Source organism: Streptomyces sp. MGP-BFMKR1 (assembly GCF_057766585.1).
The window spans coordinates 3,314,974-3,328,594 of record NZ_CM173408.1; the positions used below are offsets into that span (position 1 = coordinate 3,314,974).

The following is a 13,621-nucleotide window of genomic DNA, read 5'->3' on the forward strand; positions in this document are numbered from 1 at the left end:
GCTCAGCCAGCGACGAGCAGTCATCGGCCCTGCAACCGGCCCCAACCCCGCAAGGCCAACACACGCGAAACCCGCCGTGCTTCCCTCCCCCGCGCTCAGCGCTCCCTCGCACGCCCGCGCACCGTGGCGCCCGTACGCCTCACCCAACGCGCCCCCGCACAGCGCTACACCGGCGGGGCCCCGCTCCCCCGCCGCACCCGGGCCCCGCCGGCTCCCGGCCGCTCCACACCGTTCCCCACCGCTCTCCACCACTCCGCCCACTGGACGACCGTCTTCGCAGGTCACGGCAGGTCAAGACAGGTCCAGGCAGCTCGACCGGCTGATCGAGGCACCGGGCGGCGCGACCGGGTGTGCTGTCGAGGGTGTGCCCTGCCGGCCGACCAGCAGTGACGGCCAGCGGTGACGGCCAGAGGTGGCGAGAGAACGAGGCCCCGTCACGCCGCACAGCCACACGCATCCGCGTCCGCGCACACACGGCCCCGGCACGCGCGCCCGCACAAGCAAGGCGCGACGGCGCGGTACGTCCGGTCGCGCCTGCGGAGTTCCGTACGGGCTCAGCGGCGCGTCCGTGTTCAAGGCAACCCAGATCGGCCTGCTACTCGGCGCGGTCATGGGCATCTGCACCCTGTACGTCTTCCGCACCCGAGCACGCTGGCCAGTCGCCGCGACCGACCACACCACCACATCCGCTCCCCCGCCGTCGCCCGGGCCCGCCACGCCCACGCACCACACACCACGCCCACAGAAAAGCCGGGAACCAGGTCGATGGTCGCCGGCCGCAGGGACGAGACGCGGTTGGTCCTCGCGACCGTTCCGGGTCAGGGTGTGGCTGCCTAGCGTGCGCCCATGGACGACACGAGCGGCATCCTCGACGAAGCTCTCGAACGACTGCACAACACCGGCCCCGAGCGTGCGGGCTGGCTGTCCAACCATGCGCCCATGGCGGTGGAGGCGCTGGTCAGGCACGGGCAGTCGGCCACCGTGCACGGCTGGCTCGACTCCTACGGCAGCAGCTGGAGGACCGGCCGCGCCGCCTCTCTCCGATCACCGAGACCACCTGACAGCAGGCGCTCGGCCCCGCGGCACCTCACGGACTGGGCCGACTACTTCGCCCGCCAACTGGCCGAGCGGCCCTGGCGCGAGGTCCTGGCCGTGTGGTGGCCCCGCCTCCTGCCCGGAATCCTCGCCTCCGCCACGCATGGCGTGATCCGGGTGGGGCACGCGGTCCGTACGTTGCTCGACTCCGAACACACCGCGCGCACCGCACACACACCACACGCCGCCCCCAACACCGCCACAGGCTCGGCACCCGTACCCGCCGTCCCTCACGCCTCACCCGCCCCGAGCGGTCCGCGCCTGACCGAGTTGGCCGAGGCCCTCGGCTACTGGGCCGCCCGCCACCAGCCGCTGCCGGGCGCGGTGGACGTCGGCGGCGCGGCGCCCCCCGCGGCGGCGCTCGCCGCGCTCCCCCGCCTGGCGGACCAGAGCGGCGGCATCCGCGACCGGCTGGCCCGCGTCCCCACCGTCCCCGGCTGGCAGCAGGCGGCCGGCGCGCTGCACGTACCCGACGACCCCGACCTGGCGTACGAGCAGCTCAGCCGGCTCGTACGGGCCGGCACCCACCGGTACGCCACCCACGGCCACGGCGATCCGATCATGCTCGTGCACGCCGCCACCGCGCCCAATGCGGTGCTGCGTACGCTGCCCGCGCTACCGCGCGCGCTGTGGGCGCCCTCGTTGCGCGCCGTGTGGCCGCCCGTGGCCGTGCTCATGATGATCTACGGGCCCGCTTCACCCCTGCCCGCGCCCCGCCTCTGCGACGACCGCCCCGCGGAGGGCCGCCTCACGGGCGACCGCGCCACGGAACGACGGCCAACCCCGATGGTCCGGCAGGCCGCGAGCATGACGCCCGACGAGGTGTTCGCGCTGGCCACGGCGCACGGGGACGAGCACGTGATCAAGTTCGCGGACACCGCCGTGGACGTGGCAGCCGCCACCCCGGACGGCGACGCCCGCGCGCTCGCGGCGGCCCTGCACGCCCAGTCCATGATCGACGCACCCCGCTGACCCGCGACCCTGCGCGGCGGGTGAGCCGTACGGGCGGCACGACGCCTTTCAGTCAGGTTCCGCGAGCGCGCACGGGCCGACGGGGCCGCTGTCGATGAGGCCACACCGCCTCAGAACGCCCGCAAGGCGCCCACCGAACGTCCGCCGACGATCGTTCAGCGACACGACGTGGCTCCCAAGCGAACGTTCTCAGCCAACACAAGCGTCAAGAGAGTCCCTTCCACACGTGCAGAGATGATCAAAAGGCCGTGCGGGCACTGCCGATTGGTGGACCATGCACTGAGCTGCCCCGGCCACCTGACGTACCGCGTCAGGTGGGCCGGGCTTCACCCTGCGCGCGCCCGTACCGGGAGCGCCGGCGTGAGACGGGGTGACCCTCCGTACCGGGAACCGGGTGACCCGTCACGCTCGGGGAATGGCTGCAACTCGCACTTGTTTAAACTTCAAGAAGAGCTTCCGGAATGAAACAGTGGTTGTCATGACGAGTGGACCCCAGCCCGAGCCGCGCTGGCTCACCGACGAGGAGCAGCAGACCTGGCAGGCGTACATGCACGCCTCCACACTCCTTGAGGACCACCTCGACCGTCAGTTGCAGCGCGACGCCGGCATGCCGCACACCTACTACGCCCTCCTGGTGCTCCTGGAACGCGCGCCACGGCGACGGATGCGGATGACCGAACTGGCGCGGAACGCGAAGATCACCCGCTCGCGCCTCTCGCACGCCGTGTCCCGACTGGAGAAGTACGGCTGGGTGCGGCGCGAGGACTGCGCCTCCGACAAGCGTGGCCAGAACGCCGTGCTCACCGACGAGGGCTACGAGGTGCTCAGCAAGTCCGCGCCCGGGCACGTCGAGGCGGTCCGTCACGCGATCTTCGATCGCCTCTCGGCCGAACAGGTCAGCCAGCTCGGCGAGATCTGCCGCGCCATCGCCAAGGGCCTCCAGCCCGAGTGTGGCCGCGCCGACCTCCCCTGGCTGCGCTGAACCCCACCACCTCGCGCCCCGGCGCCTTCACGCTTCACCGCCCCGCGCCCCCGGCGCCTACGCGCTCCAACACCCCGCGCCCCACGCGGGGCGCCCTCACAACACCCTCGCCCCCCACCTCCCCCACCTCCCCCACCGTCACCGCCGCCCCGCGCCCGCCACGTACGCCCACCGCCCGGGGCCGGCCGCCGCCAGCACCCGACCACCCGACCCCCCGAACACCCGAGCACCCGCCGGCGGCGCTGCGCCGGTCCGAGCCGTTCCGTGCGGATACGCCGCGGGGCCCCCGCTGTCGGACACTGTCGCCAAACGTGTCCAACGGCGGGGGCCCCGCGGCTGGCTGCCGCGCATCGGGCGCGGCAGCCGCTGTCCATCCCCTCCCACCCGGGCGCCTCGCTCGGCGCCGGTAGGGCGGTGAGGTGGGTCAGTGGGCCATCACCGGCACCGGAACGTCGTCCTCCGCGCCATCGCCGGTGGCGGCGGCACCGTGGCCACTCTGCGGCCCGGTGTTGACGAACGTGAAGGCGATCGCCGAGGCCACGAGGAGGATGACGACGGCCCAGGTGATGGCGGTCGTGTACCCCTCGACCAGGGCCGTGAGCTGCAGGCTCTTGGCCGACGTGGCGCCCTGCGCGTGGTCCTTGAAGTACTCGGTGGTGGCGCTGGCCGCGATCGTGTTGAGCAGCGCGGTGCCGATGGCGCCGCCGACCTGCTGCGAGGTGTTCACCATCGCGGAGGCGATACCCGCGTCACGCGGCTGCACGCCGTGCGTCGCCAGGCTCATCGCCGGCATGAACGCGGTGCCCATACCCAGGCCGAGCAGCAGCATCGCCGGCAGGATCAGCCCGACGTAGGAGCTCTCGGTGTCGAGCTGGGTGAGCAGCCCCATGCCGAGGGCGGCGACCAGGAAGCCGGGGCCCATGAGCAGCCGCGGGGGAACGCGGGTCATCAGGCGGGCGCCGATCTGGGTCGAGCCGGTGATCATCGTGGCGATCATCGGCAGGAACGCGAGGCCGGTCGTGACCGGGCTGTAGTCCTTGACGATCTGCAGGTAGTAGGTGAGGAAGAGGAACAGACCGAACATGCCGATGACCGCGAGGCCCAGCGACATGTAGACGCCGGCACGGTTGCGCTCGGTGAGCACGCGCAGCGGAAGCAGCGGGTTCTTGACCCGGCCCTCGACCACGACGAAGGCGGCGAGCAGCACGACGGCGGCGATGAACAGGCCGATGGTGGCGCCCGCGGTCCAGCCGTCCTCCTCGGCCCGGGTGAAGCCGTAGACCAGCGAAACCAGACCCGTGGTGGCGAGCACCACGCCGGGTATGTCGAGCTTGGAGGGGTTACGGCTGTCGCTGGGCTCGCTGATCACCATGATGGCGCCGGCCACGGCGACGGCGGCGAACGGGATGTTCACGTAGAACGTCCAGCGCCAGTCCATGTACTCGGTGAGCACGCCACCCAGGATCAGGCCGACCGCACCGCCACCACCGGCGATGGCACCGAAGACGCCGAACGCCTTGGCCCGCTCCTTCGGGTCGGTGAACATGACCGCGAGCAGCGACAGGGCCGCAGGGGCGAGCAGGGCGCCGAACACGCCCTGCAGGGCGCGGGCACCGAGCAGCATGCCGCTGTTGACCGCGGCGCCGCCGAGGGCGGAGGCGGCGGCGAAGCCGAGCAGGCCGATGATGAACGTCTGACGACGTCCCCACAGGTCAGCCAGGCGTCCGCCGAAGAGGAGCAGACCACCGAAGGCGAGGGCGTAGGCGGTGATGACCCACTGCTTGTTGCCCTCGGAAATGTTCAGGGACTCCTGCGCCGAGGGGAGCGCGATGTTCACGATCGTCGCGTCGAGCACGACCATCAGTTGGGCGAGGGCGATGAAGATCAGCGCTTTCCAGCGCCGTGGGTCAGCTTGCTTGGCCATTTCTGGCATGAGTGGGCCTACCTAGCGATACGGGAGTGAAAGATCGGGACTCGGCGGGCCGGCGACGCGGGAGGCATGCAGGGCCCGGATGGTGGCAAGAGCGCGCCTGTGGTGACTGTCGGCGGCGCGACAAGAAGGAGAGAAACGTCAGGTCATGGGCTCAGGTCGTGGGGCGCAGGTCCTCCATGGTTGCTGCCGCGCCGGGAAGTACGGAGCGAGCCGGCGTCGCGAGGCCATCCAAAAACAACTGCAGGTGCCGGTGGACGAACTGATCGAAGTCCACGCAGCTCACCCCGCACTCGGACCCCCGGCCCCGGGGCGTGGCCCCCAGGCCGGGAAGCGGTCGCGTGAGTTGGGTCACGGCGACCATCAGGTCACCGACGTCTATGTCGGTCCGTAGCTGTCCGCTCTCCCGGGCATCCCTCATCAGGGCTTCTATGCCGCAGTTGAGGCGGTGTCGAGCGGCGACCAACTCAGGGTGTTCCTTGTCAGCGGTATGTGACATCAGCGGGCACAGCGCTCCCATCCCAGCGGCCTGGTGCACGAAGCGCCGCAGTGCCTCGAAGGCGTCCGGCTCCTCCACCCTCGCCGCCTCCGCCTGGTCAGCTATGTGATCCATGACGGAGAGCGCGACGTGGTGTATCAGCTCGCCACGATCCGCGAAGTGCCGGTAGAGCGTGGCATTTCCGACCCCAGCCCGTCGAGCGATTTCATCGAGGGGGACGTCGGCCCCGTGCTCGACGAACACCTCGCGCGCCGCCGCGATGATCCGCTCCCGGTTGCGCAACGCGTCCGCGCGCAGCCGGGGCTGCGAGACCTTCGCGGAGCTGGTGGCGGTCACGGCCGCTCTCCCTTCGATGGCCGGGGGCTCGCGGCCCCCGCTCGTTACGGTTTCTGCTCTTCTGTCACGCCGATGCGTACTGCTGACGCGCCGCCGCGCGGCTCCGCAGCGACGCTGCTGCGGTGCGTGCGACCGCCGCCGACTTCCGCGGTTCCTCGGTCGTCTGGTGGTGCGACGCGGGCGCCAACGGACGCGCTGCGCGCGCCCTCAGCCCCCATGCCGCTCCGTCACTTCCCGGCCCCGGGACGATCCTTGGGACCTAGGTCTCAAGTCCTCGTACCGGGGACCCAGTCCCCGTTTATGAAGTCACCCGGTTAAACGGGGAGCCCCTCCCCGGATATTTCGCGCGTCGATGTGAACTGGAACACATGCTCGAAAGGCGAGCTCGCCTCGGCCCCGCAGAGCTACGTATCCGCAGGTCACGAGCGCGCCACGGCCCGGGGCGCGGCCCCGGAAAGATCGTCCGCGGCGGAACACAGGAGACACACGGGGTGCGTGGGGCGTACGAAACGGGCCCGCGTACCACCTCCGGCGGACCGGGACGCCACCCCGACCAACGCCCGCCACGTCACACGTCACACCTCGCCGCCCGCCACGACACCCGAGCGGCGCACAGATTCCGCGCGGACGGGCGCACCCGGCGCGCGGCGCGCTCCCGCGCTCGGGATGGTGGTCGCACAGCGCAGCCACCGCACCCGACCGGCTGCCCCGGCCGCGAAGGCGGGTCCGGCATGCGGCACCAACGGCCAGGCGACAGCAACCCTCCCGAGGACCAGGGCCCCGAGCGGGCCCAACGCCCCCCATCCAACGACCCTCGCCCCGGCGCACTCCCCACGCCCCCCGCCTCGCACCACCGCGCCCCGCGCAACCCCGCCCAGACATCCCGGGCGCCCCAGACACCCCGTGCACCCCGGCCGCCGGAGACTCCGCATGGCGCGCAAGCCACCCCGCGCTCCCCCGTCTCCCCCGCGCGCCCCGCCACGCCGCCGTCCCGGGCCCCGAAGACCGCTCGCCCGGGGCACATACCCGCAGGTCAGGCACGAATACGAGACCGCAGGACGCCCCGCGTCGCGCTCGTCGCAGCCGCCGCGTTCGTCGCCCTCATACCGGTGGCGCCCACGACCACCGACGACCCGACCGCCGCGCCCCCGGACCACCCACCGGCCCCGGCCGAGTGGGACAGCACCACCCCCGACCAGGCCGACGCCCGGTCACGCGAGAGCGGAACAGGCGACGGCCTCACCGGCCGCCGCGACGAGCGGCCGACAGACGGGGACGCGGACGGGAACGGAGACGGGGTCGGGGACGGAGACGGCACAACGACCCGGAACGGACCCGACGACGGCACCACGGGGCGCGGCGAGACGGACCGGCGCCCCGCCGGTCAGGACGACTCCGCGGCCAACGCCTCCGGCGCCGACGCCGCCGACCTCCCCTGCGCCCTGCCGACCCACGGCGACGCCCACCTGTCCGAAGGCATTCCGACCAAGGACGGCTACGCGCGCAGCACCGGCACGGTGCACGCACTCACCCTCATGATCGACTTCCCGGGCACCCCCGGCGAGGGCACGGCGCGACAGCGGTTCGCGGAGTTCTTCCCGCAGACCTCGCGCTGGTTCACCCGTGGTTCGTACGGGCGGCTCGACTACCGGCCCGCCACGCCGATCCGCCACTGGCTCCGGATGCCGCGCCCCTTCACCGCGTACGGCATCGACCGCGGCAGCCCGTACGAGCCCGGCTATCAGCGGCTGCTCAAGGACATCGTGGCCGCGGCCGACAAGCGCGTGGACTTCGGGCGGTACGACCTGGTCAACGTCCTGGTCACGCCGAACGCGGGGCCGCCGGCGGCGCACACGGTGCTCTCCGTGACGTTCGCGGACAACGATCGCGCGCCGCGCGCCGACGGCGTGCGCCTGTCCAATGTCTCGTTCGTCTACAGCCGCCAGGACGACGGCACCGGCAGCCTGCGCGAGACCGGCTACCGAGTGCTGCCGCACGAGAACAACCACTCCTTCGGCCTGCCCGACCTCTACACCGCGTCGGGCGCGGACCGGGCCGGGCACTGGGACCTGATGTCGGAGGACTGGGGTGCCAACAACGACATACTCGGCTGGCACAAGTGGAAGCTGGGCTGGCTCGGCGCGCGGCAGGTCGCGTGCGCTACCGAGAGTCCCGACGCGACCGCCCGAGCCGGAACATCCCGGCACACCCTGACCCCGCTCGCCCGCCCCGGCGGCACGAAGGTGGTCTTCCTTCCCGTGTCGCGACGTGGCGGGTACGCCATGGAGGCGCGGACGCGCGGGGGCAACGACGCCGCCGTGTGCCGACCGGGCGTCCTCATCTACTGGGTCGACGTCCACAAGGACTCGGGGCAGGGCCCGGTCACCGTCATGGACAGCACACGCGGAACCGCCCCGCGCCACCCCCACCGGCCCGACGGGGCCGCACCCCCACCCAACGGACCGACCACCTCGCGCTCGGCGACCGCCTCCGGCACCGTGTCAACCTCCGACACCCCACACCAACCGCCCTCGCCCCACCACCCCCACACCCACCACCACCGCGGAACCGCCCGCCCCTGGAGCGCCCCGACCGCCGGCGCGCAGGGCTGCACCCGGCTCCCCAACGTGCACGCCGGCCTCAGCGACGCGACGTTCACGCCGGGCCAGACCTTCACCGACAACCGGCACGGCGTACGCGTCAGCATCACCGTCACCGACCGCACCCGCGGTGGCGACTACACCATCAGAATCACCCGCCGCGGCGCGGCGAGCTGAGCCACGGAAACCACGGCCGCACATCACGCATCACGCATCACACATCACACATCACGCCAATGCTGTCGCCCCAGGCTGATGATGCGTAGTTGGCTGCGGGCGGTGGCGGCGATCCTGGCCTCCGCGGCCGACGCCGCGCGATCGGCCGCGGCGGGGTCGTCGGAGGCGTCAGCGTCAGCGGCGGCGGAGCGATCCGGGGCCGCCTCAAGGAACGCCGCAGCGGTCATCACCATGTGGTCCACGTACAACCCGGCCAGCATCCGAATGTCCTCGGCGCTCCATCCGTCCGCCTCCAGTTGGAGGGCGAACGCGGCGGCCACCTCGTCGACGAAGCGGCCCAACTCCGCCGCGATGGCCTCGCGTACGGGGCGCACCCCGCCGTGCCGCTCGCGCGCGATGAACCGTACGTGGGCCGGGTACGCGCGCACGTGGCGCGCGACCGCGTCGACGGTGCCCTCGATCCGTTCCTCGTCGCCGTTCTGCTCGGCGAGTATGGCGCGGATCATGACGTGCAGGCTGCCCAACGCCTCCTCGACCAGCGCCACTCCGAGGTCGGCCATGTCCCGAAAGTGCCGGTAGAAGGCGGCCGGGGCCACGCCCACCAGTCGGGTCACCTCGCGCAGGCCGAGGCTGCTCAGACTCTGCTCCTCAAGCAGCCGCAGCCCCGCGTCCAGGAGGGCCTGCCGGGTCTTCTGCTTCTGGGCCTGCCTGACCCCGACCGTGTGACTCATGTCATTCAGTAAACAGCCGTTCTCTCACTTTGGCCACCGTACACTGGAGTCAGTGAACAGTCGTCATTCCAACTGTTCACTGAACTGTGGCGCAGGCTTTCCCCGACCGCACACCGGTCACATCGGCCACGTCGGTCACGTCGACCGCGCCCACCGCCCCCGGACCACCGACCCCGACCCCGACCGAGAAAGGCCGTCCGATGCTTTTCCTCGTCGCACTCTTCCTCCTCATGAGCCTCGTGGTCGGCGCGGCAGCCCACACCTCGCTGCCGGTCTTCCTCGTCGCGGCCACCGTCATCGCCGGCTGGCTGCTCGTCTTCTCCCTCCGCGAACGCCGTACGCGCACCAGGCAGCACTGACCGCCCCTGAAGCGAGAGGAGTTCACCATGGGCGCCCTCACCCGAGACCACCAGCACACCGCCACCACCCCGGCCGACCACCGCCGCACCCCCCACTCCGCCCCCACCGCCACTCCCGCCCCGCCGGCGACCGCCGAACCGACCACCGAGCCGACCGCAATCCGACACTCCGACCGCCCACGCGACGCCGACGGCATGGCGGTGGCCGCCTTCGTACTCGGCCTCGTCGGTCTGCTCGTCTTCAACCTGGTCTTCGGCCCGTGCGCCATCGCCCTGGCCACCCTCGCCCTCCTTCGCGGCACCCACCGCAAGGGCCGCGCCTTCCTGGGCCTCACCCTGGGCGTCGCCGACCTGGTCGTCCTGTTCTCCCTGCTCGCCGCGAACGACACAGTGACCTGGCAGTTCGGCGGCTAGCCGGGGGCGCACGCGCGGGCGTACGGGTGTCCCAGCGGCCCGAGTAGGCGAAGGCGCCGGGCGCACGCGACTGCCGGTCCGGCCCCGAGCACGGCCATGCGACAGGCAAGGCCCTACCGCCCGCGCCCCAGGTCTCCGCGCCCCGCCCAAGTCGGCCGAGGTTCCCCCTGACCAGCGGGCCACCACTGACCCGCCCCCTCCACGGCCCACCCCACCGCGCGGGCATCCCCATCCGCTACCCTGTCCTGGGCCGCCCTCACCGACGGCCCAGACCGCGTGGAGCCCGACGCTCTCGGTCAAGGCCGACGGGGACACGCAAGCCCCGCCTCCGTAGCTCAGGGGATAGAGCACCGCTCTCCTAAAGCGGGTGTCGCAGGTTCGAATCCTGCCGGGGGCACAACGCGTTACCGCTCTGACCTGGGGTTTCTCCCTCAGGGAGGGGAATCTATTCGGCCTCGGGCTTCTCGTCCGGGGCCGTTTGCGTGAGCGGTGCGTGAGCGGACGGAGAGTTGATCTCCGAAATTCCTCCCAACGGATCAGCATCATCCGGCGCGGACTCCGGGCCGGGATGCTCCGCGTCGTCGGGCTCGGCCTCCGCTAGGGAGGCGGTGTTTTCGGAGGTGACGCGGGCGCGTGGGACGAGCCAGGGCTGCGGCCTCGGCGATCGCCAGGTCGGCCTCGGGGAGCAGGCTCGCGTACGTGTCGGCCGTGATGGTGATCAAGGAGTGGCCGAGCATCTCCTGGATGCCCTTCAGGTCGGCCCCGGCCGCGTGGGCGAGGGTCACGGCGCCGTGGCGGAGGTCGTGAAGCCGGCCCGGCGGGAGACCGATCTCCTCGTACAGCTCGATGTCACCTTCCGCGAGCTCGCAGGCGGTGATTCATAGCTCTGTACCGAGCCTGTTGGCGACATACTCTAGACGGCCAGAAACTCAGGAGCGGACTGCTCTTTCATGTGCACATTGCGTCCCAGCTCGACGTTTCCCGAAAACAACTTCTCGTAGTGCCGCTGGCCAGCCCAGTATGTCGCAGCTGATCCTGGAGCTCGGCAAGGCACTTTGATGCAGCAGCACTGATGACGACCCAACTCCTATATGGTCTGCACGATCATCAGCCGTCCGATGACGTTCCACCAGGCGTACTCCCACAGGTGCGCCATCGACGATCGTCCGCACCGGGCGGGTTGCCGGCAACGCTGTCGGAGCCAGGAAGTGGGTTGGCGTGCCCCGCCCGGACGGTTCGGCCCGTGGCAGACCGTCTACGCACGACGCCAGCTCTGCCCGCCGACGGGGTGTGAGAGCGACTGCTCCCACCAGTTTAGGCTGCGGCCGACGCGCCGGGTGAAATCGCCTGAGGAATCTCGGTTGACCTCACCATCGTCTGCAGCCCCCTCTCAGCGGTATGACAATTACCCCACACGAGTGGCGACTTTTACATCCACCACGAGCTGCGCTTAATCTCCCACTCAGATCGCGCACCCGGCTCTACTGGACGGGTGCTGTCAGCCCGAGAAGAGGAGAGTTTTGGAGAAAGCGAAAATCAGACTTTCCGAAATTAGGACTGCAGCAGCTCCGATGGAAAGGATGCGTCATCTCGACGGCCTAGTCTCATCCATCAGGACATCTGGACTCAAAGACCCCCTGCTCATCGCCGAGAAGGACCACTTCCTCCTGAGTGGACATAGACGTCTTGAGGCGACAAGGCGGGCTCATATGCATTTTGTGGACGCAATCTTCGTTGGGAATATCGAAGAAGGCGCACGCGAATTGCAACAGCACCTAGTGAATCCCGATCCCATCCACTCGCTACCCATGACCGTAACCGAAAGAGTGGCAACAGCCTTTAGCTTGCATCGCCTCCCACCCCCTCGTGGAGCAGAGGAGGGATTCCGGCGAGAAGTTTCAGCCGCCGCTGCGGTAGGGCTGCCAACCAAAGTTTATACGGTACTTCGTTCGACCCTCCGCAAAGCAGAGAAGGAAGTTAGCTGCTCAGGCACCGTAGGCAAGGCGCAAAAGTCACTTTTGCTCATGGTGGAGGCAGTCGAGAATCCCCCTCGTGATTACCCATTGACCTCCGTAGTCGCAAAGTTGCATCAGCTACTTCTGCAAGGAATGTGCCCGGAAACACTAGAATCTTGCTTTCCGTACCTAAGCGGCGGACCAAGGGTTATTGTCTCCGGTGAACGCAATCTCAAGCAGACACGCCACACAGCCCTTCGACCTCGCTCCCCTAAGAGGGAGTATGACTATGTCCGCACCGCCGATGTGGTGATTGGGGCGCTCGAAGGATTGTCCGACGTCGTAACAGAAGACCTGGCAACTTCGGAGCATTTCGAATACATGCTTAAGGCTCTCAAGGAGGCTCGTCGAATGTCGAACACCTACGTGAAGAAAATGGAGAAGATGCGCAATGAATAGCAGAACCCAACACTCCGTCGAGATCGAGTTGCTCGTTCCCAGCCAAGTGACGACAGACCGAGCCGTAAACACCCGGCCGGTGGACACAGCCTGGGTGGCGCGAAAGCTCAGGGAGGGTTTTGATTTGGGACGTCTTGGGGTTCCTCAAGTGTCAGCCCGACCAGACGGCACCTACATCTGGCTCGACGGCCAGAATCGAGGAGCTCTATGCATGGCTGCAGACCACGGAGATACGAAAATCGGAATGAAGGTATTTCGGGGCCTCACAACAGAACAGGAAGCTGAACTTTTTCTCGGCCTGAACGATAACCGACGCGTGCAACCGCTGTACAAATTCATGGCGGAGGTCACCGCAGGACACGCCGAATCTCTGGACATCACACGCGCGGCACATGATCATGGTTGGGTGGTTTCGGATTCCGGCGCCGGCAACGCAATCATCGCGGTTGCAGCACTAAGAAAGATCTACGTAAAGTCACCAGAGAGGGGGCAACTACTAAGGCGCACCTTGAGGGTCGTAACTGAGGCATGGGGAAATATTCCTGCCGCAGGGAACAGCTACGTGCTCCTCGGCGTAGCGTCTGTTCTCCACGAGTTCCCGTTCCTCGACTCAGATGCACTTGTCCGCAAGCTAACCCGACTACCCGGGGGGCCTGCGAGCCTCCTCGGCAAGGGTCGCGGTTACAAAGAAGTCACCGGCGGGACCGTGGTAGAAGGAATCGCCAGGGTGATTCGTGACGCTTACAATTCTGGGCGACGGTCGGGGCGACTCAGCACAGAATCTCAACAGCCATTCTGAACCAAGGCCTCTTGTGAGCCTGACTACCTATGGAGAGCCAGCAACAGCCCGGCTCTTCCCTCGACATTGGACCACTGAGATGGCAAGCCAGTCATTCGTCAGCACCCGCCGCAAGCACCCCGGTTCTCTAGAGCTATGGTTGGAGCCGTCTCGGCGCAGTAGCAGTTTACGGCAGAGCCACCGCCCAGTTCAGCACGAATCCGCCCGGGGTGCGTAAGTAGCCTGTCCATCACGAGGCATCTTGTGCAAGATTTGGTTACACAGTTTGCAGGCTGCTGGTCAGAGAGACCATCACACAGCACCGAGCCTTGAC

General features: G+C 69.1%; 12 protein-coding genes and 1 tRNA gene. 9 read left to right on the forward strand and 4 right to left on the reverse strand.

All coding sequences use genetic code 11. The features are described from left to right. Positions 1-846: 846 nt before the first annotated feature. A complete protein-coding gene (locus tag AC3CHW_RS12460) occupies positions 847-2,067 on the forward strand; it encodes a questin oxidase family protein (protein ID WP_488470491.1) in 1,221 nt (406 codons plus the stop codon). 478 nt (positions 2,068-2,545) lie between these two features. Continuing rightward, entirely contained in the window at positions 2,546-3,049 is a 504-nt protein-coding gene (locus tag AC3CHW_RS12465) for a MarR family winged helix-turn-helix transcriptional regulator (RefSeq protein ID WP_176163636.1), read from the forward strand. A 424-nt stretch (positions 3,050-3,473) separates the two neighbouring features. Here the strand turns inward: AC3CHW_RS12465 and AC3CHW_RS12470 are convergent, their stop codons facing one another. Together AC3CHW_RS12470 and AC3CHW_RS12475 are read right to left on the reverse strand one after the other, a co-directional pair. After that, complete coding sequence (locus tag AC3CHW_RS12470; RefSeq protein ID WP_488470492.1) at positions 3,474-4,982, reverse strand: MFS transporter; 1,509 nt, start codon at positions 4,980-4,982, stop codon at positions 3,474-3,476. Positions 4,983-5,133: 151 nt separating this feature from the next. Next, the gene (locus AC3CHW_RS12475) at positions 5,134-5,814 is read right to left on the reverse strand and encodes a TetR/AcrR family transcriptional regulator (RefSeq protein ID WP_176163634.1); all 681 of its coding nucleotides are present in this window, start codon (positions 5,812-5,814) and stop codon (positions 5,134-5,136) included. A 1,109-nt stretch (positions 5,815-6,923) separates the two neighbouring features. Here AC3CHW_RS12475 and AC3CHW_RS12480 point away from each other — a divergent pair. Beyond that, on the forward strand, positions 6,924-8,591 hold the full coding sequence (locus tag AC3CHW_RS12480; RefSeq protein WP_488470493.1) for a M6 family metalloprotease domain-containing protein: 1,668 nt from the start codon (positions 6,924-6,926) through the stop codon (positions 8,589-8,591). A gap of 44 nt (positions 8,592-8,635) precedes the next feature. Here the strand turns inward: AC3CHW_RS12480 and AC3CHW_RS12485 are convergent, their stop codons facing one another. Further along, positions 8,636-9,322 (reverse strand): TetR family transcriptional regulator, encoded by a 687-nt coding sequence (locus AC3CHW_RS12485; protein ID WP_488470494.1) that lies wholly within the window; start codon positions 9,320-9,322, stop codon positions 8,636-8,638. A 200-nt stretch (positions 9,323-9,522) separates the two neighbouring features. Between AC3CHW_RS12485 and AC3CHW_RS12490 the strand changes: the two genes are divergently transcribed. The 3 genes from AC3CHW_RS12490 to AC3CHW_RS12500 all read left to right on the forward strand — a co-directional run bounded on the left by AC3CHW_RS12490 (position 9,523) and on the right by AC3CHW_RS12500 (position 10,492). Continuing rightward, a complete protein-coding gene (locus AC3CHW_RS12490; RefSeq protein ID WP_176163632.1) occupies positions 9,523-9,681 on the forward strand; it encodes a hypothetical protein in 159 nt (52 codons plus the stop codon). Between the two features lie 27 nt (positions 9,682-9,708). After that, positions 9,709-10,095, forward strand: a complete 387-nt coding sequence (locus AC3CHW_RS12495) for a hypothetical protein (RefSeq protein ID WP_488470495.1) — start codon at positions 9,709-9,711, stop codon at positions 10,093-10,095. A gap of 324 nt (positions 10,096-10,419) precedes the next feature. After that, positions 10,420-10,492 (forward strand) — tRNA-Arg (locus AC3CHW_RS12500). 145 nt (positions 10,493-10,637) lie between these two features. Here the strand turns inward: AC3CHW_RS12500 and AC3CHW_RS12505 are convergent. After that, positions 10,638-10,880 carry a hypothetical protein gene (locus tag AC3CHW_RS12505; RefSeq protein WP_488470496.1) on the reverse strand — a complete coding sequence of 81 codons (243 nt, stop codon included), beginning with the start codon at positions 10,878-10,880 and terminating at the stop codon, positions 10,638-10,640. Between AC3CHW_RS12505 and AC3CHW_RS12510 the strand changes: the two genes are divergently transcribed. From AC3CHW_RS12510 to AC3CHW_RS12520, 3 genes are all read left to right on the forward strand, one after another. Beyond that, positions 10,821-10,979 carry a hypothetical protein gene (locus tag AC3CHW_RS12510; RefSeq protein WP_488471273.1) on the forward strand — a complete coding sequence of 53 codons (159 nt, stop codon included), beginning with the start codon at positions 10,821-10,823 and terminating at the stop codon, positions 10,977-10,979. The two genes, AC3CHW_RS12505 and AC3CHW_RS12510, sit on opposite strands and share 60 nt — an antisense overlap. A 636-nt stretch (positions 10,980-11,615) precedes the next feature. Continuing rightward, positions 11,616-12,509, forward strand: coding sequence for a ParB N-terminal domain-containing protein (locus AC3CHW_RS12515; RefSeq protein ID WP_488470497.1), 894 nt, complete (start codon positions 11,616-11,618; stop codon positions 12,507-12,509). Continuing rightward, positions 12,502-13,308 carry a DUF6551 family protein gene (locus tag AC3CHW_RS12520; RefSeq protein ID WP_488470498.1) on the forward strand — a complete coding sequence of 269 codons (807 nt, stop codon included), beginning with the start codon at positions 12,502-12,504 and terminating at the stop codon, positions 13,306-13,308. Before AC3CHW_RS12515 ends, AC3CHW_RS12520 begins: the two co-directional genes overlap by 8 nt. Positions 13,309-13,621 lie beyond the last annotated feature (313 nt).

Excerpts from the sequence above, each read along its gene's own strand:
- AC3CHW_RS12490 (WP_176163632.1), top strand. The coding sequence starts at position 9,523 with ATGCTTTTCCTCGTCGCACTCTTCCTCCTCATGAGCCTCGTGGTCGGC.
- AC3CHW_RS12520 (WP_488470498.1), top strand. The coding sequence starts at position 12,502 with ATGAATAGCAGAACCCAACACTCCGTCGAGATCGAGTTGCTCGTTCCC.
- AC3CHW_RS12470 (WP_488470492.1), bottom strand. The coding sequence starts at position 4,982 with ATGCCAGAAATGGCCAAGCAAGCTGACCCACGGCGCTGGAAAGCGCTG.
- AC3CHW_RS12485 (WP_488470494.1), bottom strand. The coding sequence starts at position 9,322 with ATGAGTCACACGGTCGGGGTCAGGCAGGCCCAGAAGCAGAAGACCCGG.
- AC3CHW_RS12465 (WP_176163636.1), top strand. The coding sequence starts at position 2,546 with ATGACGAGTGGACCCCAGCCCGAGCCGCGCTGGCTCACCGACGAGGAG.
- AC3CHW_RS12495 (WP_488470495.1), top strand. The coding sequence starts at position 9,709 with ATGGGCGCCCTCACCCGAGACCACCAGCACACCGCCACCACCCCGGCC.
- AC3CHW_RS12460 (WP_488470491.1), top strand. The coding sequence starts at position 847 with ATGGACGACACGAGCGGCATCCTCGACGAAGCTCTCGAACGACTGCAC.